17 protein-coding genes are annotated in these 24,298 nt (G+C 70.8%); 8 read left to right on the top strand and 9 right to left on the bottom strand.

Features of this window, described 5'->3' with window-relative positions:
- Position 1 precedes the first annotated feature (1 nt).
- The 4 genes from IE206_RS02010 to IE206_RS01995 all read right to left on the bottom strand — a co-directional run bounded on the left by IE206_RS02010 (position 2) and on the right by IE206_RS01995 (position 3,068).
- Positions 2–601 (bottom strand): phosphatase PAP2 family protein, encoded by a 600-nt coding sequence (locus IE206_RS02010; protein WP_189959969.1) that lies wholly within the window; start codon positions 599–601, stop codon positions 2–4.
- The gene (locus IE206_RS02005; protein WP_189959967.1) at positions 598–1,845 is read right to left on the bottom strand and encodes an MAB_1171c family putative transporter; all 1,248 of its coding nucleotides are present in this window, start codon (positions 1,843–1,845) and stop codon (positions 598–600) included. The genes IE206_RS02010 and IE206_RS02005 overlap by 4 nt, the downstream gene beginning before the upstream one ends.
- 45 nt (positions 1,846–1,890) lie before the next feature.
- Positions 1,891–2,520 (bottom strand): toxin, encoded by a 630-nt coding sequence (locus IE206_RS02000; protein ID WP_189959964.1) that lies wholly within the window; start codon positions 2,518–2,520, stop codon positions 1,891–1,893.
- An 80-nt stretch (positions 2,521–2,600) separates the two neighbouring features.
- Entirely contained in the window at positions 2,601–3,068 is a 468-nt protein-coding gene (locus IE206_RS01995) for a hypothetical protein (protein ID WP_189960742.1), read from the bottom strand.
- A 531-nt stretch (positions 3,069–3,599) separates the two neighbouring features.
- Between IE206_RS01995 and lanL the strand changes: the two genes are divergently transcribed.
- Both lanL and IE206_RS43110 read left to right on the top strand, forming a co-directional pair.
- Positions 3,600–6,326 carry a class IV lanthionine synthetase LanL gene (lanL, locus tag IE206_RS01990; protein WP_226598646.1) on the top strand — a complete coding sequence of 909 codons (2,727 nt, stop codon included), beginning with the start codon at positions 3,600–3,602 and terminating at the stop codon, positions 6,324–6,326.
- Entirely contained in the window at positions 6,289–6,417 is a 129-nt protein-coding gene (locus IE206_RS43110; RefSeq protein ID WP_264197710.1) for a hypothetical protein, read from the top strand. The genes lanL and IE206_RS43110 overlap by 38 nt, the downstream gene beginning before the upstream one ends.
- Positions 6,418–6,567: 150 nt before the next feature.
- On the opposite strand, the gene IE206_RS01985 is transcribed toward IE206_RS43110, so the two are convergent.
- The gene (locus IE206_RS01985) at positions 6,568–7,143 is read right to left on the bottom strand and encodes a DUF2165 domain-containing protein (RefSeq protein ID WP_189959962.1); all 576 of its coding nucleotides are present in this window, start codon (positions 7,141–7,143) and stop codon (positions 6,568–6,570) included.
- A gap of 208 nt (positions 7,144–7,351) precedes the next feature.
- Between IE206_RS01985 and IE206_RS01980 the strand changes: the two genes are divergently transcribed.
- On the top strand, positions 7,352–8,317 hold the full coding sequence (locus IE206_RS01980) for a DUF6083 domain-containing protein (protein WP_189959960.1): 966 nt from the start codon (positions 7,352–7,354) through the stop codon (positions 8,315–8,317).
- A gap of 422 nt (positions 8,318–8,739) precedes the next feature.
- Here IE206_RS01980 and IE206_RS01975 read toward each other — a convergent pair whose 3' ends face one another.
- Positions 8,740–10,965 (bottom strand): D-alanyl-D-alanine carboxypeptidase, encoded by a 2,226-nt coding sequence (locus IE206_RS01975; RefSeq protein WP_226598644.1) that lies wholly within the window; start codon positions 10,963–10,965, stop codon positions 8,740–8,742.
- Positions 10,966–11,272: 307 nt separating this feature from the next.
- On the opposite strand from IE206_RS01975, the gene IE206_RS01970 reads away from it, so the two are divergent.
- Complete coding sequence (locus IE206_RS01970) at positions 11,273–13,042, top strand: immunity 49 family protein (RefSeq protein WP_189959958.1); 1,770 nt, start codon at positions 11,273–11,275, stop codon at positions 13,040–13,042.
- A 52-nt stretch (positions 13,043–13,094) separates the two neighbouring features.
- Here the strand turns inward: IE206_RS01970 and IE206_RS01965 are convergent, their stop codons facing one another.
- A complete protein-coding gene (locus tag IE206_RS01965) occupies positions 13,095–14,102 on the bottom strand; it encodes a LacI family DNA-binding transcriptional regulator (RefSeq protein WP_226598643.1) in 1,008 nt (335 codons plus the stop codon).
- 444 nt (positions 14,103–14,546) lie between these two features.
- Here IE206_RS01965 and IE206_RS01960 point away from each other — a divergent pair, with 444 nt between their 5' ends.
- From IE206_RS01960 to IE206_RS01945, 4 genes are all read left to right on the top strand, one after another.
- On the top strand, positions 14,547–17,696 hold the full coding sequence (locus IE206_RS01960; protein WP_226598641.1) for a GH92 family glycosyl hydrolase: 3,150 nt from the start codon (positions 14,547–14,549) through the stop codon (positions 17,694–17,696).
- 229 nt (positions 17,697–17,925) lie between these two features.
- Positions 17,926–18,918, top strand: a complete 993-nt coding sequence (locus IE206_RS01955) for a zinc-binding dehydrogenase (protein ID WP_189959956.1) — start codon at positions 17,926–17,928, stop codon at positions 18,916–18,918.
- A 123-nt stretch (positions 18,919–19,041) separates the two neighbouring features.
- Complete coding sequence (locus IE206_RS01950; RefSeq protein ID WP_189959953.1) at positions 19,042–20,025, top strand: GlxA family transcriptional regulator; 984 nt, start codon at positions 19,042–19,044, stop codon at positions 20,023–20,025.
- 77 nt (positions 20,026–20,102) lie between these two features.
- Entirely contained in the window at positions 20,103–20,708 is a 606-nt protein-coding gene (locus IE206_RS01945; protein WP_189959951.1) for a cysteine hydrolase family protein, read from the top strand.
- A gap of 41 nt (positions 20,709–20,749) precedes the next feature.
- Here IE206_RS01945 and IE206_RS01940 read toward each other — a convergent pair whose 3' ends face one another.
- Both IE206_RS01940 and IE206_RS01935 read right to left on the bottom strand, forming a co-directional pair.
- Positions 20,750–23,278 (bottom strand): DHA2 family efflux MFS transporter permease subunit, encoded by a 2,529-nt coding sequence (locus tag IE206_RS01940; RefSeq protein ID WP_189959950.1) that lies wholly within the window; start codon positions 23,276–23,278, stop codon positions 20,750–20,752.
- Positions 23,279–23,342: 64 nt separating this feature from the next.
- Complete coding sequence (locus IE206_RS01935; protein ID WP_189959947.1) at positions 23,343–24,272, bottom strand: nitrilase-related carbon-nitrogen hydrolase; 930 nt, start codon at positions 24,270–24,272, stop codon at positions 23,343–23,345.
- Between the last annotated feature and the right edge of the window lie 26 nt (positions 24,273–24,298).

Below are 24,298 nucleotides of genomic sequence, written 5' to 3'. Positions count from 1 at the left end.
ATCAGACGAACAGGAACGCCGCCGAGGTGGCAGCGCCCAGCGCGCCGCCCGCCACCGTCTGCATGACCGTGTGGTAGGTCAGGGCGACCCGCGACCAGCACACCACGGCCGTGATCGCGTAGGCGAGCAGCCACCAGGGGGAGTGCACCACGGCGAGCAGCGCCACGACCGCCGAGGCGACGGCGGAGTCCACCGAGATCTTCCAGACCGTGTTCACGGCGAGCAGGAAGATCGTCATCACCCACAGGGCGAGCATCGCGGTCAGGATGCCGACCGGGGCGTGTCCGAGCACCATGACGACCGAGCCGGCCCCGATCGAGCCGAGGATGACGAAGAAGATCGGCGCCCGCTTGGTGCGGTCGACGACATGCCGGTCGCCCCAGGTGCCGCGCTTGCGCTCCCACTCGATGTAGCCGGCCGGTATGAGCCCCGCGCAGAGCGCGCCGAGCAGCCCCCACAGCAGGCCGGTCCACTCGCCTGCCGCAGCCAGGCCGATGCCGAGCATCCCGGCGAGCAGGACGTTGCGGGGCTGGAGGATGTCGGTGACGGTGCGGGCCGTGGCGGTCGTACGGTTTCCGGTCTCGGCCAGGGTGTCGCTCACGCGGTCTTCTCCAGGGAGTCCAGGACGCTGCGGGCGCGCTCGCCGCTGATGGTCCGGTAGGCGGCGGCCACCCGTACCAGCCGGGCGACTTCGCCGTCCTGGTCGGTGGCGTGCAGGGTGTCGACGGCCGCGGCATCGCCCGCGGCGGCGCCGTCGGCCTTGGCGGCGAGTGCGGCCTTGATCCAGTACGCCTCGGCGAGGGGCCCCTCGCTCTCGGCGCGCGGACTGTCGGCGGACGCGGCCCGCTTGGCGGCCGGGAGCAGGCTGTCCGGAACGTAGTGGCGCAGCTTCTCGACGGCGTCCGCGATGTCGGCGGCCCACCGGTCGATCCGCAGGTCCGCCGGGGTGCCGAACCGGGTCAGCTCACGGGTGAGCGAGGCCGGCGGCTCGAAGGGCTGGTCGGGGAAGGCCGTCATCAGCTCCCGCCACAGCGGATGCAGCCGGGCCTGCGCCCGCCACAGCCGCACCCGGCGCCAGCCCTTGCTGAACGCGGGGATGGACGCGCCGAGCGCGAAGAACGCGAACAGGACGACCTGGGCCGCCTCGGTGACCTCGTCGAACTTCAGGGCGAAGGCCGGGCTCGGCTGGTCGGCCACGCTGATCCACAGGAACAGGGTGCGGCTGAGGGTGTATCCGACGCCGATGAACATGGCGAACGTCATCATGCCGAGCCCGATCCGCAGATGGCGGGCCGTGGCCCCGGCGGTGGCGAGCGCCCACTGATAGGCGCAGACGGCGGATGCGGCACCCAAGTACAGGTAGAACACGCTCATGTAGAGCGTGGCGCCCCACTGCCCGGCGTGGTCGGAGACGAACCGGTCCGAGGCGTACGAGCGGTCGACCACGGTGAAGAAGAGCACGGTCAGCAGGATCAGCGTGGCGACGGACGCCTTGGCCGCCACCTGCTGGATGATCCGGGCGAACCGGACGTGGCGGGGGATGACGCCGCCCTCCGGGAAGTGCCCGTAGATCGCCACGATGTAGCTGAGGATCGCCAGGATCGCGATGGTCGCCGTGTAGTGCTTGATCAGTACGGCGAGGTCGACGACGGGGCTGTTGTTGAGCCCGATGCGCACGACCTTCGTCTTGGTCCACAGAGCGACGGCGAAGCCGGCGTAGCAGCCCCACAGGGCGCGTCTGCGTTTGTCCTCCTCGTCTCCCCAGAGCGCCGCGGGCATGCGCCACAGGGCGACGGCAGTCATCACGCCGGCTATGAGATAGCCGGCAAGGTCAAGCGCGGTCACGGAGATTCCTCGGGGGACGGGGAAGGGGACAGGAGGGGGAGCGGGCTACGAGCGGCGGAAGAAACCGCGGCGCCGGTGGGCGACGGGCCGCGAGAGGGAGTTCGCGAGCCGCCCGACCATGTCGTCGCTGGTCACATCGCGGGCCATGCGGGGGATGAGCGAGGCGCCGAACTCGGCGATCCGCTCGTCGTGGGTGTCGTACTGGGCCCGCGCCTGGATGGGGCCGCCGGAGCGGAACGCCTCGGTGACCGCGGGCGGCAGCTCGTCCGGCTCGGGGGAGGGGGGTTCGGCCGGTGCGGCGGCGGGCTCATCGGTGGCGAGGACGCGCTTGATCAGCGAGGTGTTGAAGACGGGAAGCAGCTGGCGCAACTGGTCCGCGTTCAGGGTCGTACCGTGGTCGAACCACTCGTGGCACAGCTCGTGCAGGATGACGTGCTGGGTCTGATAGAGGGTCGGGCGCTTGCGGTAGAGCACGAAGCTGGTGCCGCCCGACTTGAGGCGGAGACCGCAGGCGGCGTTCACACGGGCCAGGCGGTCGGGCAGTTCGTGCAGCACGATGGTGCGGCCGCGGGCCTCCTCCATGTTCGCCACAAGCCCCGGAATGCTGAACGGGGCCGGGATGGGCAGATCCGCAAGGCCGGCTTCGCACTCTCTCCGCAGCTCGCGCATGGACATGGAGACCTCTTGATCGTAGTCACGCGTATGTGACAAGCGGTCTGCGATCTTAGCCAATGGTCATGAACACGAGGTGCCGGCTACCCGGGCTGTCCGCCGGGGGCCGTTTCGGGGCCGTTGTCCCGCCCGTCCTTGCTGTCCTTGTTGTCCTCCAGGAGGGAGAGGACGAACTGGAGCAGCTCCGGGTCGAGCCCGTCGTCGTCGATGCCCCGGCCCGCCAGACCGCTGATCTCCCCGGTACGCCGCTTCGCGAGGAACTGGAGCCCCGCCACGACGTCGTCGACCACCTCGGACTCGTCCTTGAAGAAGCGCCAGTCCACGCCGAAGCCGATCCCGAGCGCCTTGAGGATCTCCTCGGACGGGTTGGTGACCTTGCCGGCGAGGATGTTGGAGAAATAGCTGTGCGAGAGCGAGCCGCCTCGTTCCTTGACGAGATCGGCGAAGACCCGGCCCGAGATCTTCTCCCCCGGGAAGGTCTTCTCGACCATGTACTCGACCTTCTGCTGCAACGTCGTCAGCTCGGGAGTGCGCTCTTCGCCGTTGTCCATCAGGGTCCCCACGTCCACGTCCGCCGCTCATGCGCTGTCCGAGGATGCGCGATGTTCGATTCGGTCAACGGATTCGTACTTTAACCGACCTTGGTACAGGAGCCCGGCTGACGGGGAGGCTGTCGGCCACGGTCGTCGGCGACAAAACGGAACATCTCGCTCCACGATCGGAATCGGACTTGCGGAAACACTCTACGTCACTGTTAACTCGAAAAAACACGAACAAGGGGCCACGAGGGGAGTCCCTTGCTCGGGTGGCTGCTGTGCCCTGCGCGCTTGGCGCGTCCGGGGCGCACAGCCGCGGCAAGCAGGTGTAGCCCTTCGCGACGGGGGACGCGCGAAGGGCTACACATGCATTATGCACCTTGTCTGTGGGGTGCGGCGACCACCCCCGGTGGGGATTCGACCGGCTCCGTTCAACTCCCCGCCGAATACGATCGATTGTCGAGCCGGGCGCGAGACGCGACACCCCTGTGACTTGGCCGGGAAACGCCTCCCGGTACCCGGGGAGCGCACTGCCATGCTGGCCGGGTGACGTCGAGCTACCGGCCGATCCTCGCGCGGATCCTGGCACAGGCGGAACCGACCACCCCATGGCGGGTGCACCACCGCGACCCCTGGTGCATGGTCACTCCGGCGCACCACATCAGCCGCCGACAGGGCTGGAAGCTCCATGTGTCGGCCACACCCGTCTCGGCGCCCCGGGTTCTGGAGTGCGCGGCCCGTGTCCTGGTGGCCCACGGATGCGCGTTCAAATTCGCGGCGACTCCAGCCATCGCCGCCGAGATGAACGCGGTCCGCGCCGCGCGCGCCCAGTCGGGGAAGTTCCTCACCGCCTACCCCGCCGACGACTGCCAACTCAGGCTCCTGGCCGATGAGTTGGACGACCGGACACGCGGTCTGGCCGGGCCCGCGATCCTGTCCGACCGGCGCTACCGTCCCGGCAGCCTGGTGCACTACCGCTACGGCTGCTTCGCGCGGCCCCGCGAACTCAACGACGAGGGGTTCTACGAGGGCCGCCTGCGCGCACCCGACGGCACCTTCGTGGCCGACGAGCGGAACCCCTGGTTCGCCCCGCCGCCCTGGGCGGGCAGCCCCTTTCCCGGATCCGCACCGGCGAGTTCCGGACGGCGACGCGGCGACCCCGTCCTCCTCGCCGGCCGCTACCTGGTCAAGGAGGCGATCCGGCACTCCAACCGCGGCGGCGTCTACCGCGCCCGCGACGAGCGCACCGGCGACACCGTCCTGCTCAAGGAGGCCCGCCCGCACGTCGGTGCCGGGCCCGACGGCAGGGACGCGCGGGACTGGCTCCGGGACGAGGCCGACATCCTGCGCCGGCTCGCCCCGCTCGGAATAACCCCGGCGGTACACGAGGTGTTCGAGGCGGGAGGCCATGTCTTCCTCGCCGAGGACCTCATCGACGGCGTGAACCTCCAGCAGTGGACCGCCGACCGGCTGCGCACCGGCGACGGCCACGTCCTCGTCGCCGAGGCGTGGAGCCTCGCCCGCGAACTCGTCGAGATGATCGGCCAGTTGCACGCCGAGGGCCTCGTGCTGCGCGACTTCAAACCGGGCAATGTCGTGATGACCCCCGAGGACCGGCCCGTCCTGGTCGACCTGGAGTGCGCGGTACCCACCGGCATCCCCGCGCCGGTCGCGGGAACGCGCGGCTTCACGGCGCCGGAATACCTGGAAGCCCCGGCCGGCCCCGACGCCGTCCCGCCCGCGCCCGGACCGGAGGCGGACTGCTTCAGCCTGGGCGCGACGCTGCTTCACGTGACGACCGGGATCAGCCCGGTCCTCGCCCCCGACTCGGCGCCGGCCCGGCCGGCCGGCGAACGCATCGCCCTGCTCGTAGCCGAGGCCGCCCCCGACATCCCCGCCCTGCGCGCGCTGGCCCCGCTCATCACGGGGCTGACGGGGGACGGCGCGGGGCGGTGGACACTGCGGCGGGCTGGGGAGCATGTGCGTACGGGGGCGAGGGCGCAACCCACGCCCTTCTGCCCAACCCCCTCCCTCCCTTCCACGAACCGTCTGCTCGCCGATGGACTCGCCTTCCTCGCGGACACGATGGACCCCTCGCAGGAGTACCTCTGGCCGGGCCCGGCCGCGCTCCCGTACGGGGACCCCTGCAACGTGCAGCTCGGCGCGGCCGGGGTGCTCGCCGTGCTCGACCGGGCGGTGCGCTGCGGGCACGAAGCCGTCGCGCCCACCCTGCGCACCGCCGCCGAATGGCTCGACCGGCGGCTGGCCGCGCCGAGCCGCGTCCTGCCCGGCCTGTACTTCGGCCGCTCCGGCGCCGCCTGGGCCCTGTACGAGGCGGCGACGACACTGGGAGACACCGCGCTGACGGAGCGCTCGATCGCGTACGCCCTGAACATCCCGCTCGAAGGCGGCAACCCCGATGTCTGCCACGGCCTGTCCGGGGCGGGCCTCGCGCAGTTGCACCTGTGGCACGCGACCGGCGACCGGCGTTTCGCCGAACGAGCGGCCCAGTGTGCGGACGGCGTGCTGCGGCTGCTCCACGACGGGCCGGGGGTGGAGTGGGACGCCGGCCCCGGCTTCCGCGCCGAGCTGGCCGGTTCGGCCTGCTACGGGTTCGGCCACGGCGTGGCCGGGAACGCGGCCTTCCTCCTCGCGGCGGGCCGGGACCTGGACCGCCCCGACCTGACCGACATCGCCGTCGGCGGCGGGCACGCCCTGTGCGCCGTCGCCGCATGGCGCTCGGGCAGCGCCCACTGGCCGAAGGGCCCCGGCCGCACCGAGCGCCCCGGGCTGAACTTCTGGTGCAACGGCACCTCCGGCATCGGCACCTTCCTCGTGCGGCTGTGGCACGAGACCGGCGACGAACGGTTCCTGGAACACGCCGAAGGCGCGGCGCGCGCGGTCCGCCGGCAGCGCTGGCAGATCGGCCCGGGCAGCTGCCACGGAGCGGCCGGCAATGCCGAGTTGCTGCTCGACCTCCACGAGCTGACCGGCGAGGCCCGGCACCGGGAGGCCGCCTTCGACCTCGCCTCCTGCCTGACCGTACGGGCGGCCCGGCGGCAGGGCCGTTTCCTGGTGCCCGACGACACACTGCGCGAGATCTGCGCCTCGTACAACGTGGGGATCTCCGGCGTACTCGATTTCCTGCTCCGTCTCACCCACGGCGGACCACGATCGTGGCTGGTCGACCGGCCGGCCCGAGAGCACCACTCAACTCCTGGAAGGGGAGCGGCATATGGAGAGCCTCGTTCTGGAACTGCAGGAACTGCCTGAAACCGATGAACAGCAGCTGGAGCCGATGATGTGTTGCGACACCGGTCACCACAGCTTCGAGTGGACCGACCTGTGCGCGGCGCGCGACTGACACCGTCCGGCGTCTCGTGACGGCGTGATGAACTCCGCGACCCCCTCTGCCACCAGCACGGCTGCGAACAGCGCACAGTCTGGGTGAGCGGCACCTGCGTGGGCACGTTCGCCGCCCGCGCAGGATGCCCCCGACGGCCCTGTGCGCGTATCAACTCGCCTGATCGCTCGGCGCGTTGGTGCCCGGCAGATGGACGACCACCAAGGCGATGCCCGCCACCATGAAGTTGCGGGCCGCCGCGTCGAGGCCGTTCCAGGACTTGGACTGCCACATCGAGAACCACTCCCCGCCGACGGCCATGAACCCGGCACCGAACAGCAGTAGCACCATGAGCAGCCCCATCGTGCTCAGCCGCCGCGCCCGCGCGAGGCCGGCCCGGCGCCGCAACCCGCCGAACCACACGACGGCCGCCGCTATGAGCACCAGAGCCGTCAGCGTCTCCCAGACGATGATCAGGACGTACGCGATGTCCTGAAGCGTGCTCGACGTGATGGCCCGCCACATGAGATCCGGATCCTTGAACGTGGTGTCCATGGCCAGGACGTGACGGACGAACTGGCGATTGGTGTCGAAGTCGGTGATATTGCCGAAGGCGACGAGCGCCATGTACAGCGCGACAGTGGCGGTGAGCAGCGCCGCGGCAACCGGCAGCGCCGGGAGCCCCGTCCCGCTCACGGGGCCCGCGCCGCCCGCCCTGCGTGCTCCGAACCTGAACCTGGAGGTCATCCCGGACTCCCTTGTCGGACCGAACCGATACCTGCGCCGAACGGACGGGTTCTGCGCGCCTGTCGTTCAGCCTGCCCACCATCGTGCCGCGTACCACTGACAATCGGACTTCGCAGGGAGGCGACGGGGTCCCGACCGTGCCACGCGGGGCGGGCTCTCGTTAGGCCGGTGGAGGGAACGTCCGAGCCTGAGGAGGTGCGTTGTCGGCATGCGGCTGCACCGGGACAACCAGTCCAAGCTCCTGCGCGGCGAGGCCGCGGCCCGCTGCAAATACTGCGGAACCCCGATCGAATGGTTCGACCGGCACGACTCGGGCCGCATCCCGCTGACGCCGGAACTCCCCGCCCGCCGGGTGCCGGACCGCTTCCGGTGGCATGTAAACGTGGGAGTCGCCTACCGCGGAACGCCGGCCGACTCCGGCTACTGCCGCATCCCCCACACCGCGGTCTGCCCCGCCGTGGAACACACCGGCCTGCCGCCCGACATCGACTCCATCGTGCAGATGCTGGCCGTACGCATGAGGAGCCGTATCGAGAAAGGCGAGTTCGCCCCCGCTCTCGTGGAGCCGACGGAGCCGGCCGCACCGGCCGCCGCGAAGGTGCCGGAAGTTCCGGTCCGCCATGTGCTGCGCCACCACACCAACCTCCAGCTCGCGCCGGGAGCGATCGAGGAGGTGCGGTGCATCGTCACGGAGGGCCCCGCAGATGAGCGCTGCCCGAACATGATCTTCGATTTGGGGGAGGGGTGCTGGGAGCGAGTGGATGTCCCGTACGCGGCCGGGCGGGCCGGGCAGATGGTCCTCAACTCGTCCGGCGGGCTGATGTGGGTCTGGTCCGTCCCCGAATTCATGCACGTACGCCGCTGGTGGAAGCAGTGCTGTCCGGCGCATGAGGACGTCGTCGTGGCGGACCACATGGGCACCGAGTGGGTGCCGTTCGAGACCTGGAGGCACGGCGAGTACATCGTGACCGAGCAGCCCACCGGCTATGAACGCCCCGCGGAGGAATTCCCCATCCACGAGGGGCCGCGGGAACTCTGGCGCTGCGCCGAGCCGGGCTGCTTCAACTCCAGTGTGCACGCCCGGCCCGAAGGATGGCTGTGCTGGAAGTGCGCCCAGGCGAGGGAACGCCGTACCCGGACCCATCGCCGCTGGCAGAACCCCGCGAGCCCGTGACCCGGCCGAGCTCGGACCGACGTGAGCGAACGGGGTACGCCAGTTGCCCCGAGGAGTAGTACGGCTCCTGGGCGGGGGCCATTCGAACGCCTCAACTCACCTACTGGACACGGGCGTTGACGACCGGCGAGGCCTGGAGTTGACTCGGGGCTGAAACAGCGCACCAGGGAAGGAGCCCGACCGTGATTCCCGAGCAGCCTGTTCCTCCTACGACTCCACCGAACCCCCCGTTCGCAACTCCCCGCTCCGCGACGGCCCCGCCGCTCCGCGCGGCCAACTGCTCGTGCGGACCGAGCTGTCAGTGCGGATGCCAGAGCGGCGGACCCTGCCAGTGCGGGGGCGCCGTCCCCTGCTGACCCGTAACGACCGCGTGGCCCCGCCGGAACCGGCGGGGCCACGCTGGGCTGTCGTCGACTCCAGGGTCAGCCGAGCCGGGTGAGCTTCGCGCCGAAGGAGGGCTCGGACAGATCGTCCTTGAGCGTGACCGGCACCTTCGCCTCGCCGGCTCCACTGCCCACGGTCAGCATGCCGACCTCCGTACCGGCGTTCGCCGAGTGCGGCAGCGGCTTGCCGTCGTCCGTCAGCTTGAGCGCGACCGAGGCGCCGGACCACACCGGCACGGTCAGGTCCTTGGCCGCGACGACCGGGACCGTACCGCCGAGGCCGTCGTCCACCTGGCCGACCACCTCGCCCTTCTTCACCACCGTCTCGCTCCTGAGCGCCTTGTCCGCGGCCAGTATCAGGCCCTTGCTGGCTGCTGTCGCGGTGGTGATGATGGGCGTCTTGTGCTGGCCGAACACGGCGCCGATGATCAGCTGCTTGCTGTCGCCGACCGTCGTCTCGGCCGCGAACACCAGGTTGCCGCCCGCCTTGGTGGTGGACCCCGTCTTGATGCCGACGACTCCGTTCAGCGGGACGAGCTTGTTGAAGTTGTACTGCGTCCTGGCCGTCTCGAGGGTGTTGCCGCCGGAGGTCGTCGTCGACTGGTACGACGGCAGCTTGGCGATCTGCCGGAAGACGGGGTTCGTCATGGCCCGCTTGGCCAGCTTCACCTGGTCCTCGGCCGTGCTGACCGTGGACTCGATCAGACCGCTCGCGTCGGTGTACGTCGTGTTGGTCATCCCGAGTTCCTTGGCGGTGTCGTTCATCTTCTTGATGAACGCCTCCTCCGTCGACGCGTCCCAACGGGCCAGCAGCCGGGCCACGTTGTTCGCCGAGGGCAGCATGACGGCCTGAAGGGCTTCCAGTTCGGAGATCTGCTGACCCGCCTTGACCTCGACGACCGACTCCTTCTGCGCGACGCCGTTGGTGTAGTCGTCCACAGCCTTCTGGTCGACCGGCATCGACGGCCCCTTGTCGCCAGCCTTGAGCGGGTGGTCCCGCAGGATGAGGTACGCGGTCATGACCTTGGCCACGCTGCCGATGGGCAGCGGCTTCATCTCCCCGTACGAGCCCATCCGGCCGAGGCCGTCGATGTCGACCACGGCCTGCCCCTCGGTCGGCCACGGCAGCGACAGGGCGCCGCCGTCGGCGGTGTGGCTCGACTTGCCGGTCAGCTTGAGCGTCGGTGTGGGGAGGGGACGCAGCGCCTGGACCGCCACCAGGACGACGGCGAGCAGCGCCACCAGCGTGCCCAAGATCTTGATCCTTCGCGCGACCGTACGGCCCACCGTCTCGGCCTTCGGCGGTGTGTTCGTCAGCTGCGCGAGCAGGTCGAGCGGGGGCGGCGGACCCGCCGCGTCACCGGTTCCTGACGAGGTCGCGGGTGCGGCGGCGGAGGGAGCGGGCGGCCGGGTCAGCGCCATGGTGCGGTCGTTGTCCGCACGCGAGGGCGCGGTGAACTCCCGGGTGCGGTCCGAGTCGCCGGAACCCGCGCCGGGCTTCTCGCCGGACGACGAAGGCCCGGGGGTCGGGGTGACGGGGCGGGGTGAGGTCGGGCGCGGCAGGTCCGGCTTCAGGGCGACGAACTCGCTGGTCCGCTCGGAATCCGACTCCCTGCGGGCGGCCCAGGAGGGGGTCGGGGGCTTCCTCGCGGGGTCGGGGTCAGGGTCTGGGGTCGGCTGCGGGTCAGGGGCCGACTCCGGATTCGCGTCCGGGCCGCCTACAGATGCGGGGGCGGTGACAGGGTCGGGCTTCGCGGGTGCCTCGGGTGACTTGGGCGCGTCGGCTTCGGGCTGCTGTTTGCCCTCTTCCCCGGGCTGCTCTTCGCGCTCTTCGCGTTGTTCGCGTTGTTCGGGCTGTTCGTCGCTCGGCGGGGTGCTGGACGCGGCGCCGTCCTCGTGTGGCTCGCCGGCGGCCTCGCTGCCGCCGGTTGCGGCGTCGGCCTGGCCCTCGTCGGGCTCGGAGACCGCGTCCGCCGTCGGTTGAGCCGAGTCCTGCCGGGACACCGGGGGCATGGCAACCAGGGTCTTGTCGGCCCGATCGGCCTGGTCAGCCGGATCCGCTTGGTCCCGAGTCGGCTCGGAGCCGCCGGAGTTGGGGCCGACCTCGTCGGCCCCCTTCTCGGCCTGGTCCGCCGGCGTCGTATCCGCCCGGGCCTCGGCCCGGTCAGCCGCTTCCTCCGCCGCATTCACCGCATCGGCCTCGCCGCCCGGTGCCGCCTCCTTGCCGGAAAGCTCGCCCGCCTTTGCGCTGTTCTTCTCGTTCATACGTAGTGCAGCCCGCCTTGCTGTGCTGATCTCGCCCTGTGCTCTGCGTTGTCGGCCGCCAAGACGCCAGGAACATACGAAGGCGTTCCAGTCGGAAGTGTTCATTTCCGATCTGATCCGAAACCTTCGTGGCGCCAAGTGACCAAGCAGGCAGCACCACGATCGCACGTCCATGTGACCAAATGATGACAAAGGCGCCGCGGGACCTGTCATGCGTCCTCGGTCGTCCGCCGGGCCCGGCGCATTGTCAGACCCCCTTCCTATGCTGGCAGGGCAAGATCGAACGGGGACTCGTCGGGAGGCAGAGGTGCGGATCGAGCGCCATCGAATCGGTGAGGCGGCGTTGGCCGCCGCGGAGGCCGGCTTCGCCGAGCGGATCGCGGGGGATGTACACCGGATGCAGGACGATCCGCGTCCGGCCCGGGGCTGGCGTGCGATCGCCGGAGCCTTCCTTGACTACCTCGGGGCGCGGTCGATACGGCTGCCCGAGCTGAGCGGAAAGGACGCGGAGGTCGCGCTGGGATCGGCGGCGGCCGCCGCGGTGGGCGCCCTGGAGCTGACCGTGTTTCCGGGGTGGCAGTTCGACGTGTTCATCGACTACGCCGAGGCCGGAGTGTCGTACGGCGGCGAGTTCGACCGCGATGAGGAGGACGGGACGCGGGGCGGCCAGGTCCGTTCCTTCGAGTGGCTGGACGGTTTCTACCTGGCGTTCCTGGCTCAGGTCTCGGACCGCAAGGCCGAGATGTTCATCGAGGCCGCCCCGCCGTGGCGCGGGAACGAGGGGCGTGCCGACGTGGCACTCGTCCATGCCTTGATGGCGTACGCCTTCGGGCACGAGGAGGGGCCGGACGACGCGGCCTCGCCGGGGCCGGTCCAGGACATCGAGAAGTGCGCGCTGATCGAGATGGTGACCGCGACGCTCGGCGAAGGCGACGACTGGCCCGGCCACCGGGCCGCCCTCAGCACCCTGCGAGCCCTGGCGGCGGGCGACGAGGAGGGCTTCACCCGTTGTCTGGCCGCGCAGTTGGAGCAGCATCGCAGCCGCGCCGCGGGAGGGGACGCCGGGCCGCGGAGCCTGCTGCCGCTCGATGCCATAGCGCTCGCGGCCATGGCCCACCGCCGGCACGGCTGGCCCACCCACGTCGACTCCGCGTATCTTCCGCGCGCGCTGGTGACGGGCTTCGCCCCAGGCGTGCCGCGGGTCCGGGCGTACGGGCGGGACAAGCGCGCCGATGCCGTGGCCGCGCTCGCTGCCGGCCCCCTGGTGGTCGAGAGGCCGCCGCACCCCTTCGTGGCGCAGTCCGTCGACCCGTCGCTGTACGACGACTTCGCCGCGCAGGAGCTGGAGCGCTTCCACGACCGCTCCGAAGACCCGAAGGCGCTCGCGCGGGATCTCACGTCGTTCATGTCGGACCAGCGGCAGCGCTTCCTGGTACGGGCGGCGCTCGATCCGGACGGGACGGATCCGTGCCAGTACGAGGCGCTGCTGCTCGGCGCCGAGGCGGGAGCGGGCGCCCTTCGGGTGGCACGCGCCGAGCCGGGCACGGAGGTGGAGGTCGCGATCGGCGGCACGACCCGGCTGCTGCCGGCGTGGCGCAGTTCCTACCGGCCCAATCCGCACCAGTGGCAGCAGGCCGTGGCGCTCGCGCTGGCCGTCGGCGCGCGCAGGCCGCTGGCCGACTGCGTGCTCGTCGAGCCGGAGTTCTTCGTGGAGGACGACCGCCCCTCGCCGGGCGGGGCGTACTGCGCGGCCCTTCACGACTATCTGCGCGGCGTCGACCCCGAGCCCGCGATGGACCACGCCCTGACGACGGCCGCCCGGATGGCCGGTGGCAGCTTCCTCGCCCCACCGGTCTCGCTCCTTTCCCAGCTCGTCCAGGGCGACCAGCGGGGCTTCGCCCTCGCGCTGGCCGACGCCCTGGAGGACCACCGCGAGCACTACACGGTCGGCGACCGGGGCAAGGACATGGAAGCCGCCGTCAACCTCGACGTCCTGGGGCTGGCCTGCCACGCTCGCCGCATCGGCTGGCCCGTCCCCGTACGGTCGCCCTATCTGCCCGAGGGGCTCCTCCGGTAAGGGGTGTACGGCCGTTGACCGCAAGCGCGCCCGTCGGCACAGACGACACCGGCTAGCCGCGAACGCCGCCCACCGATCCCGACCCCCGGACGATGAGCCGGGTCAGGAGGACGACGGAGCGGGGAGCGGAGAGGTCGCCGTCGATCCGGGAGAACAGGAGGTTCGCGGCCGTCGCACCCAGTGCGACCGGGTCCTGGCTGACGACGCTGAGCGGCGGACTGAGCCGGTCGGCGAGCGGGAAGTCGTCGAATCCCACCAGGGCGACGGGGTCGGGGCGCCCGAGCCCGTCCATCACGCCGATGCTGATCAGATCGTTGGTGGTGAAAAGGGCCGTGGGCGGACCGGGCAGCGCCCGCAGCTCGGCCAGGGCGGCCGCGGCGTCGGACTGGGAACGCAGTCCGTGCCGTACGAGCGCCGGGTCCTCGGCTATGCCGTGGGAGGCGAGGGCGTCCAGGTAGCCGGCGTGGCGTTCGCGCTGGGTCCAGATGTCGAAGCGGTCGCCGAGATAGGCGATCCGGGTGTGTCCGTGGCCGAGCAGATGGCTGACGGCCCGTTCGGCCCCCGCCCGGTTGTCGACGGTGACGGTGTCGACGGCCAGCCCCTTGGCGGGCCGGTCGACGCAGACGACACAAGTCCCGCCCTCCATCGGCTGCTTGAGGAAGCCGTGACCCCCGTTGGTCGGCACCAGGATGAGGCCGTCCACCTGGCGGGCGGTGAACGCGGCTATGACCTCGCGTTCGCGGCGGGGTTCGTCGTTGGTGCTGCCGACCAGGACGAGAAAACCCCGCCGATGCGCCTCGTCCTCGACGGAGCGGGCCATGAGCGCGTAGAACGGGTTGGCCAGGTCGTCGACGACAAGACCGATCGTGGACGTGCGCAGGTTCTTCTGCCGCAGGTTGCGGGCGTTGTCGTTGCGCTGATAGCCCAACTGCCGTATGGCCTGCTCCACTCGGGCAGCCGTGTCCGGAGAGACCCCGGGCTCGCCCGACACCGCACGCGAGACGGTCATGGGGCTCACACCCGCCGCGCGGGCCACGTCCTTCATCGTCGGGCGCTTCACGAGCCTCCTCATCGACCGGTCCGTGCCCGGGTCCGGCACGGCGATGGCTCGATGATGACAGACGACACCCCATGTCAGGCGGCCAACGGAGCGCCTGGGACAGCCGGGGTGAAGCCGCCACGAGGGCCCTTGCGGCTTGTTAACGTTCCCATACGGGGGCGCCGGAGGCGGCGCTCAACTGACTAGTCGTCAAAATCCGCCGAACAGACGGCGATTGCTCCCTCTGGCCCATGGCGGAGGAACCTCAAGGTGAACAAGGGGCTCGATTTCATCCCCGGCCCTTGACGGGTGGTCAGGGACACCTCAACAATCGTGAGTTGATTGGTAACGTTCACATGCACATCGAGCATCCCCCCGTCCCGAGGCCGCCCGTCGGACGGCGAGCGGTCCTTTGCGAGAAGGTGGTCCCCCCTCGTGCTCCGCTCCGTGCCCCCCTCCGGATCCGTGATCCGGTCCAGACGCCTCTCCCGATGCGTCGGCGCCTTCAGCGCCCTCGCTCTCTCCGCCTTAGGCCTCGCCGGCCTCGCCGCGGCGCCCGCCCACGCGGCGACTCTTCCGCTGACCCAGTACGTCGACCCGTTCATCGGCACCGACGACAGCAACGCCCCCAACCCCGTGCCCGGCGGCGCCGGGGGCAGTACCTACCCCGGCGCCGTGGTGCCCTTCGGCGGTGTGCAGTTCGGCCCGGACACCCCCACCGCCTCCCCGTCCGGCTACCGCTACAAGGACACCTCCGTCGAGGACTTCAGCCTCACCCACTTCGACGGCGCCGGCTGCGCCAACAACGAGGACCTGCCGCTCCTTCCGGTCACCGGCGCGCTCGGCAGCTCGCCCGGCACCAACTGGACGAGCTACGCGTCCGGTTACACCAAGGCGAACGAGGTCGCGGGGCCCGGCTACTACAAGACCCGCCTCGACCGCTACGCCACCGATGTGGAGCTGTCCGCCACCACCCGCACCGCCATGGGCAAGCTGACCTATCCCGCCTCGACCGCCTCCCGGCTGCTGATCAACGCCGGCCGAAGCGCCACCGGAAACCGCGCCGGAGCGGTGCACATCAATGGCAACGAGCTGACCGGAAGCGTGACCGCGGGCGGATTCTGCGGCTCGTCCAAGACGTACCAGATCTACTTCGACGTGCGCTTCGACCGGGCGCCCACCGGCTTCGGAACCTGGTCGGGCGGCACCGTCAGCGACGGTTCGACCAGCGCGTCCGGCACCAACACCGGCGCCTATGTCACGTTCGACACCACCAGCAACGCGGCCGTCCAGTTCAAGGTCGGCCTGTCCTACGTCAGCGTCGCGGGCGCGCAGGCCAATGTGACCTCGGAGAACAACGGCTGGGACTTCGGTGCCGTCCGCACCGCGGCCGACAACTCCTGGAACCAGATGCTCAACCGGATCCAGGTCTCCGGCGGCAGCACGGCGGACAAGCAGAAGTTCTACACCGCCCTCTACCACGTGCTCCAGAGCCCCAACATCTCCAGCGACGTCAACGGCGACTACCGGGGCTTCGACAACGCCGTGCACAACTCGGCAAGGCCGGTGTACCAGAACTACTCCGGCTGGGACATCTACCGGTCCTGGGCGTCGCTCATCGCCCTGATGGCACCCACCGAGGCGAGCGACATCGCCAAGTCGATGGTCCTGGACGGACAGCAGGGCGGGCTGCTGCCCAAGTGGTCGCAGCAGACCAACGAGGACTTCGTCATGACGGGCGACCCCGGCCCGATCATCGTCGGCAGCATGTATGCCTTCGGGGCCCGCGATTTCGATACCTCGGCGGCCCTGTCCCTGATGGAGAAGGCGTCCAACGGCGGTACCGCGCAGGGCAGTCCGATACGCGGTCGCCAGTCCACGTATACGAGCCTGCACTACCTCGACGACCCCTCCGACTCCCTCGAATACTCGGCGTCCGACTTCGCGGTGGCCCAGTTCGCGAAGTCCCTCGGCAACACATCGAGCTACACCACACACATGGCGCGCGCCCAATGGTGGCGCAACACATTCAACGCCGAGTCGTCCTATGTGCAGCAGCACAAGAGCGACGGCTCCTGGAGCTGGCCGCTCGACCCGGCCAGCCAGTCCACCTTCACCGAGGGCAACGCCTCCCAGTACACCTGGATGGTGCCGTACGACTTCTCCGACCTGATCAACTCCATGGGCGGCTCCCAGACCGCCGTCCAGCGTCTCGACCACCACTTCACCGAGGTCAACGCCGGTCAGAGCAGGCCCTATTACTACATAGGGAATGAACCCGAGCACGGTGTGCCGTGGGCCTACAACTACGCCCGCCACCCGGCCGGGGCCACCGACGCGGTGCGCAAGGTGATGTCCGAGTCGTTCACCACCGGCGCAGGCGGCCTGCCCGGGAACGACGACCTCGGTGCGACCTCGGCCTGGTACGTGTGGGCCGCGCTCGGCATGTACCCGGCCACGCCCGGCGCGGACACGCTCGCGGTGCACGGGCCGCAGTTCCCGTCCGTCCTGATCCAGCGCGCGGCCGGGAACATCACCATCAACAGCTCCGGTACCGGCCCCTATGTACAGGCCCTCGCCGTCAACGGGGCATCCACCAGCCACAGTTACCTGCGCTATCCGGATGTCGCGGGCGGCGCGACCCTGACCTACACGATGGGCGGCGCGCCCAGCACCACCTGGGGTACAGGCGCCTCGGACGTGCCGCCGTCGTTCCAGGACGGGGCCACGCCGGTTCCTGCCGCACCGGAGCTCGGCACCAACCTCGCGCTCGGCAAGCCGGTGACCGGATCGGCGTCCTGCGCCTCTGCCGAGTCGGCCGACAAGGCGGTGGACGGCTCCCTGACGAACAACAGCAAGTGGTGCTCGTCCGCGGCTGACAAGTCACTTCAGGTCGATCTCGGGTCCGTCCGGAACGTGTCGTCCTTCGTGATCAAGCACGCCGGTCTGGGCGGCGAGAACACTGGCTGGAACACCGGCGCCTTCCAGATCCAGACCAGCACCGACGGCACCGCATGGACCACGGCGGCCACCGCCACCGGCTCACGCTCCAGCCGCACGTACCACCCCGTATCGGCCAGATCCGCCCGCTATGTGCGCCTCGTCATCACCGGCCCCTCCAACACCGGCGGAGGCGGGAGCGACGCGGCCCGCGTCTACGAGCTGGAGGTCTACGGGCCGAGCGGCGGCGCCCGGGACCTCGCGATCGGGCAGCCGGCCACGGGCTCCGCGTCCTGCAACAGCTCGGAGACCCCGGACAAGGCGGTCAACGGCAGCTTCACCGGGGGCTCCGGTGACAAGTGGTGCTCGAAGGCGTCGGGCACCAAGACCCTTCAGGTCGATCTGGGTGCGTCCCACCCGCTGACCTCGATCACCGTGCGCCATGCGGGCGCCGGCGGCGAGAGCGGAGCCTGGAACACCAAGGACTTCGACCTGAGCGTCTCCGCCGACGGCAGTACGTGGACCACGGCGGCCCAGGTCCGGGGGAACTCCGCGGATTCCACCACGAGTTCCGTCACGGGATCGGCCCGCTATGTACGCCTCGCGGTGATCACCCCGACCCAGGACAGCGATCCGGCCGCTCGCATATACGAGTTGGAGGTGAACGGAACCTGACCGTCACCGGCAGCTGAGCGAGACGGAGTCGGCGCCCCGCGCGCCGATCCCCCTGGCGGCCCGCCCCAACTCCCTTGGGGTGGGCCGCCGTTGGCATCTTCTGCCACACCCGTGACACGATCATGTCTGCCGAAACGATTCACGCGCATAAAACGCCCGAACCTTGGGAATTCAACCATCGGAACAGGGAACACCTGTGCGACACAGGGGTGAAGGTGGGGATGTACAGATGAAGGCCATGCGGTTCGCCGGGGCGGGACGGCCGCTCACCATGGAGACGGTTCCGGACCCGGAGCCCGGGCCGGAATGGGTGGTGGTCGACATAGAGGCGGCCGGCCTCTGCCACTCCGACCTGCACATCATGAGCGGCATGGACCTCGGTGACCTCACCGTGAAGTCCCCCGTGACCCTGGGGCACGAGGGCGCGGGCGTGATCTCCTCGGTCGGCGAGGGTGTGCGGGACTTCGCGGTGGGCGACCGGGTGGGTATCGCCCTGGTCACGCACCCGATCGAAGCGGCCCGCTTCGCGCCCGGGGTGGGGCACGACGGAGCGTTCGCCGAGCAGGAACTGGCTCATGCGTCCACGCTGGTGCATATTCCGGACAACGTGACGTTCGCCGAGGCCGCGGTCGCGACCGACTCGGTGGCCACCGCCTATCACGCGGTGCGGACGGCCGGTTCGGTGCGGCGCGGCCGGACCGTCGGCGTCATAGGGCTGGGCGGCCTCGGCCTGAACGGCGTACGGATCGCCACCCTGCTCGGCGCGACCGTGTACGGGGTCGACATCAACCCGGCCACCTTCGGCCCGGCGACGGAGGCCGGAGCCTCGGCCTGCTTCCAGGACGTACGGCAGCTCACGGCCCAACACCCCGATGTGATCGTGGACTTCGCCGGAGTCCCCTCGACGGCCTCCGCGGCCGTGGAGAGCGTGCGCCCGGGCGGCTGTGTGGTGCTCGTCGGACTCGGCGGCGCCGTCGCCCCGATATCGATCGCTTCCCTGGTGATGCGCAACGTCCAGCTCGTCGGCTCCCTCGGCGCGAGCAAGGACGAACTGCGCGAGGTGTACGACCTCATCGCGAGCGGCGCGCTCAAGCCGGTGGTGCAGGAGGTGCCGTTCACCGAACTCCCGTCGGCGATGGACCGGTTGGCCCGCGGTGAGGTGCGGGGCCGCCTCTACACGCGGCCGCGCGCCAGCATCCGCGTGGCGGCGGAGGCTGCCTGAAGGACGGCCGGGGCAGCGGGCGTCGGCGGAGGCGGAGACCCTCGGCCGACGCGCCGCGGCGATGGCCGGATGTGACAGAAAACCGTCATTGCCGACATGGGAACCCACCTCGATGATGGTGGCATGCCCACTCCTCATCGTGTGGTCATCGCGGTCTTCGCGGACGTCGACGTTCTGGACGTGACCGGCCCCGCCGAGGTCTTCTCGCTGGCCAACGGGGTGATCCGGGGCCGGGCCGAGTACCGGGTCCATCTCGCCGGTCCGGTGCGGGGCGAGGTCGCCACCTCGGCCGGGGTGCGGCTGCTCGCCGACCTCGCCTTCGACGAAGTCGGCGCCGCGGTGGACACGTTGATCGTGCCGGGGGCGGTCGACATGACCCCCGAAGGGCCCATCGCCCGCATCGACGACCGGGTCGTGGCGTGGGTGCGCGACACCGCGCCCCATGCCCGGCGGGTGGCGTCGGTGTGCGTGGGTGCGCACGTCCTTGCGGCGGCCGGGCTCCTGGAGGGGCACACCGCGACCACGCACTGGTCGACCGCGGCCCAGCTCGCCTGTGAGCACCCCGGCGTGACGGTCGACCCGGACCCCATCTTCGTACGCTCGGGACGGGTGTGGACCGGCGCGGGCATCAGCGCCTGCCTCGACCTCTCGCTCGCCCTGGTCGCCGAGGACCACGGGGAGGAGGCCGCCCTGGCGGTCGCCCGGCTCCTGGTCATGTACCTCAAACGGCAGGGCGGGCAGAGCCAGTTCAGCGTGCCGCTGTCGCGGCCCGCGTCCACCCGCCGCGACAGCGCCGAACTGCGCAGGTTCATCGCCGACCATCTGGAGGGCGACCTGTCCGCCGCCGTCCTGGCCCGGCGGATGTGCCTGAGCGAGCGGCACTTCACCCGGGTCTTCCGCAAGGAGACCGGGACCAGCCCCGCCGCCTATGTCGAAGCGGCCCGGGTGGAGGCCGCCCGGCGTCTCCTGGAGAGCACCGACCAGTCGCTTCAGCAGATCGCGGCGGCCTCGGGCCTCGGCTCCCTGGAATCCCTGCACCGCGCGTTCCAGAGACAGCTCCGGGCCACCCCGGCGGCCTACCGCCGTCGCTTCCGCACCCTCACCTGACGCACCGGCGCCTCCTGACTCTCCCCCCATACACAGGTCAGCCACACACAGGTCAGCCACCCCCAGAGAGGGCACACATGGACAACGCAGCCACCACCCTGCGGAACGTGATCGGCCTCGACAATCAGCTCCCGCACCTGTCCGACACCGCCCTCATCATGATCGACTTCCAGAACACCTACACCACCGGAGTCATGGCCCTCGAAGGCTCCGAGCAGGCGCTGGACGCCGGTTCCCGGCTGCTGTCCGCCGCGCGCGCCACCGACATCCCGGTGATCCACATCGTCAACGACGGGGGCGAGGGCACGCCGTACGACATCCGTGCCGAGATAGGGGCGATCTGCCCCCAGGTCACCCCGCTCAAGGGCGAGCCCGTGGTGGTCAAGCGGTTCCCGAACTCCTTCCACGACACCGAGCTGCAGGAGATGCTGCGCGAACTCGGAGTCGGCGGCGATCTGGTCCTCGCCGGGTTCATGACTCACATGTGCGTGACCTTCACCGCGCAGGGCGCCTTCAACCTCGGCTACCGCCCCACCGTCGTCGCCGAGGCCACCGCCACCCGCACCCTGCCGGGCCCCGACGGGAAGCCGATCCCGGCGCCCGTACTGAAGAACGCGAGCCTGACGACGATCACCGACCTGTTCGGCACGGTCGCCCCGACCGTCGACAGCCTCCCCATCTGACCGGGGGACGCCGGGTGCCCGCGTGGCACCCGGCGCGTTCCTCAGCGCGGCGTGGACTTGACCAGCAGCGCGGCGACCAGCCCCGCGAGCAGGGTGAGGCCGGCCGACCACCACAGGGTGTCGGTATAACCGTCCAGCGTCGCCTGCCTGATCACGTTCGCCAGCGACGGCGGGAGTGCCTGCGGGCTGACGGTGCGGCCGCTTCGGGCCAGCTCGGCAAGGCTCGGCGGAAGCCCCTTGACCGCCTCCATGCGGGAGGCGACGGCCGTGGCGAGGATGCTGCCGAACATCGCCGTGCCGAGTACTCCGCCCACCTGGCCGGCCGAGTTCGTCAGTGCCGCGCCGCCGCCGGAGTCCTGCGCGGCGATGCCGCCCGTCGCGATGGAGTAGAGCGGCATCAGGGCCATGCCGAGCCCGAACCCGGCGAGCAGCATGCCGGGCAGGGCCACTGTGACGTACGCGCTGCCCGTGTCGAGGAACGTCAGCAGCCCCAGCCCGGCCGCGGCGAGCAGCAGCCCCGGCAGGATCAGGTTGCGCGGCGGAACGCGGTCGAGGAGGCGGCCGGAGACCTGAGTGGCGCCGACGACGATCGCGGCGACGGCGGGCAGCAGGTGCACGGCGCTCTGCATCGGGGCGTATCCGAGCAGGTTCTGGAGGTACGCGCTCAGGACCATGACCATCGCGAACGTGCCGGCGCCGGTCAGGAACAACGTGACCAGGGAACCCGTGCGACTGAGATCCCTGGGGATGTACGGCGCGAGGAGCGGGGCGGCCGTGTTGAACTGCCAGAACACGAACGCCGTGAGCAGGGCGACGCCGATCCCGAACAGGGCGAGCACCAGGAGATCGGTCCAGCCGCGCGAGCCCGTCTCCTGGAAACCGTAGACGAGGGCGACGATCCCGCCGGAGCCGAGCAGCAGGCCCACCGGGTCGGGGCGGCGGCGGGTGCGGAGCGGGCGGTCGTGGACCAGGGTGGCCGCGCCGATCACGGCGATCACGGCGAGCGGCACGTCGACGTACAGGCATATCCGCCAGCTCATGTTCTCCAGGAGCCAGCCGCCAGTGAACAGGCCCACGACGGAGCCGCCCGCGGCGATCGCGGCGTAGAGGCCGAAGGCCCTGCCCCGGGCCCTCCCGTCGGGGAAGTTGACCGCCACCAGAGCCAGTGCGGCCGGCGACAGGAGTGCGGCGAACGCGCCCTGCACAGCGCGGGCCACGACCAGCACCTCGAACGACGGGGCCGCGCCGCCGACCGCCCCGGCCACCGCGAAGCCGACCAGGCCGATGATCAGCATCCGCTTGCGGCCGATCAGGTCCGCGAGATGACCGCCGAGCAGCAGCAGCCCGCCAAAGGCCAGTTCGTACCCGGAGAACACCCAGTTCAGGCCGGATGCGGACGCACGCAGATCCATCATGATGGAGGGCAGCGCCATCCGCAGGGACGCCGCGTCGAGCAGCACGAAGAGCTGCACCAGGGCGACCACCGCGAGCCCCCACCAGCGTCTGGGGTGTGCAGGGGGCGATTTTCGGAGGTCGGTGGGGGAGGGAGCCACGCCCGGCGGTGGCACGGGATGCACCGGGGGCGTGGGCGCGTACGCGGGTGGCGGGGGCAGCGGCTGCCCGGACGGGACGCGTGGGTCGGCAGGGACCGTGGCCGCGGGCGCCGGACTCTGGGGCGCGAAGTCCAGCAACTCGGCCGCGTGACGGCCGAGTTGGGCAAGGACCGCACCCGGCAGCCACTCCTCGCCGGTGTCCGCCGCCGTGTAGTCGGCCACCTGCTGGGGAGTGGGCCGCCTGGCCGGGTCCTTGTCGAGACACGCGCGTACGAGACCGATCAGCGACTCCGGGACGCCGGTCAGGTCCGCCTCCTCCTCGGCGACCCGGAACAGGTGGGCGTTCAGCCCGGTCTCCGTGGCACCGAAGAGCAGCCGGCCGGTCGCGGCGTGGACCAGGACGGCACCCAGGCAGAACACATCGCTGGCCGGGGTGAGTTCGAGGCCGCGCACCTGCTCCGGCGACATGAAGCCGGGCGAGCCGATCAGCATGCCGGTGCGGGTGTGCAGGCTGTCCCCGGCGAGGCTGTCCATGGCCCGCGCGATGCCGAAGTCGATGACGCGGGGGCCGTCCACGGTGACCAGGACGTTGGACGGCTTGAGGTCGCGGTGGATCAGCCCCGCCCCGTGCACCGCCTGCAGGGCGAGGGCGAGCCGGTTGGCCAGGACCCGCACGGAGTTCTCGGGCAGCGGCCCGAAGTCCCTGCCGACCACGGTGGTCAGGTCGGGCCCGGGGATGTACTGGGTCGCGACCCAGGGCACCGCGGCGTCGGTGTCGGCATCGAGCACGGCAGCCGTCCAGGCGCCGCCCACCCGCCGGGCGGCCGCCACCTCGCGGGCGAAGCGCCGGCGGAACTCGGGGTGCTGGGCGTGCTCGGCCTGGACGACCTTGACGGCAACGGTCCGCCCGGCCTCGGAACGGCCCAGATACACCAGTCCCATACCGCCCGCGCCCAGGCGGGCGATCAGGCGGTAGGGGCCTATGTGCGTCGGGTCCTGGGAGATCAACTGGTCCACGGGGGCACGGTATTGCAAGGCCGGGGGCTCCGGTGTCCGAATCCGGTCAAGACCGCGTAAGCGCTCAGGGGGTACGCGGCCGGGTCGGGGGCCTCGGGGTTTCGTCCACGTGCAGGGTGAAGACGTCCGGGCGGGCGTAATGCCCGGTGGCGTCGAAGTCGAAGCGGCTGCGGGGGATGTCCCCGAGGTCGAGCTCCGCGACGAGGATCCCCTCGCCGTCCCTGAGGGGACCGGCCAGGACTTCGCCGAGCGGGGAGACGATCGTGCTGCCGCCGCCGATGAGGACGGTGTCCGGCGCGTCGCCCTGCACCGGGTGGACGTCGCCGGGCAGATCCGACCGCAGGAGGTACTGGTTGGCGCTGAGCACGAAGCAGCGCCCTTCGAGGGCGACGTGCCGCATGGTGGCCTGCCAGTTCTCCCGGTCGTCGACGGTCGGCGCACACCAGATGTCGACCCCCTTCGCGTACATCGCCGTCCGGAACAGCGGCATGTAGTTCTCCCAGCAGATCGCCGCCCCCAGCCTGCCGTGCCCGCTGTCGACCACCGGCATCGTCGAGCCGTCGCCGAACCCCCAGATCAGCCGCTCGGCGGCGGTCGGCATCAGCTTGCGGTGCTTGCCGAGATATCCCTCGGGCCCGAAGAACAGGGCGACGCAGTACAAGGTGGAGCCGGCCCGCTCCACCGCTCCGACCACCGCGTGGCAGCCCAAATCCTGTGCCAGCACGGCCAGTTCGTCTGTTTCGGGACCCGGTACCGTGATGGCCGACTCGAAGTAACGGCGGAACGTCTCCCGACCCTCAGGGGTGCGGCTGCCCACCCGGACACCGAAGTCGAGCCCCTTGGGGTAGCCGCCCAGGAACGCCTCGGGCAGCACGACGACCTCGGCGCCCCGGCCGGCCGCATCGCGGATCAGGTCCAGTGCCTTGGCCAGGCCGGCCGGGGTGTCGAAGAGCTTCGAGCCGGCCTGGACGACGGCGGCGGTGAGTTGAGTCACGGCGCCAGGGTAGCGGGGCGGTCCCG

This window comes from Streptomyces violascens (assembly GCF_014649955.1).
GTDB classification, from domain to species: domain Bacteria; phylum Actinomycetota; class Actinomycetes; order Streptomycetales; family Streptomycetaceae; genus Streptomyces; species Streptomyces violascens.
Note: the sequence above shows the minus strand (reverse complement) of the source record. Positions and strands in the feature narration are given on the sequence as shown.

Excerpts from the sequence above, each read along its gene's own strand:
- IE206_RS02000 (WP_189959964.1), bottom strand. The coding sequence starts at position 2,520 with ATGTCCATGCGCGAGCTGCGGAGAGAGTGCGAAGCCGGCCTTGCGGAT.
- IE206_RS01975 (WP_226598644.1), bottom strand. The coding sequence starts at position 10,965 with ATGAACGAGAAGAACAGCGCAAAGGCGGGCGAGCTTTCCGGCAAGGAG.
- IE206_RS01945 (WP_189959951.1), top strand. The coding sequence starts at position 20,103 with ATGGACAACGCAGCCACCACCCTGCGGAACGTGATCGGCCTCGACAAT.
- IE206_RS01950 (WP_189959953.1), top strand. The coding sequence starts at position 19,042 with ATGCCCACTCCTCATCGTGTGGTCATCGCGGTCTTCGCGGACGTCGAC.
- IE206_RS01985 (WP_189959962.1), bottom strand. The coding sequence starts at position 7,143 with ATGACCTCCAGGTTCAGGTTCGGAGCACGCAGGGCGGGCGGCGCGGGC.
- IE206_RS01995 (WP_189960742.1), bottom strand. The coding sequence starts at position 3,068 with ATGGACAACGGCGAAGAGCGCACTCCCGAGCTGACGACGTTGCAGCAG.
- IE206_RS01980 (WP_189959960.1), top strand. The coding sequence starts at position 7,352 with ATGCGGCTGCACCGGGACAACCAGTCCAAGCTCCTGCGCGGCGAGGCC.
- IE206_RS01955 (WP_189959956.1), top strand. The coding sequence starts at position 17,926 with ATGAAGGCCATGCGGTTCGCCGGGGCGGGACGGCCGCTCACCATGGAG.
- IE206_RS43110 (WP_264197710.1), top strand. The coding sequence starts at position 6,289 with ATGGAGAGCCTCGTTCTGGAACTGCAGGAACTGCCTGAAACCGATGAA.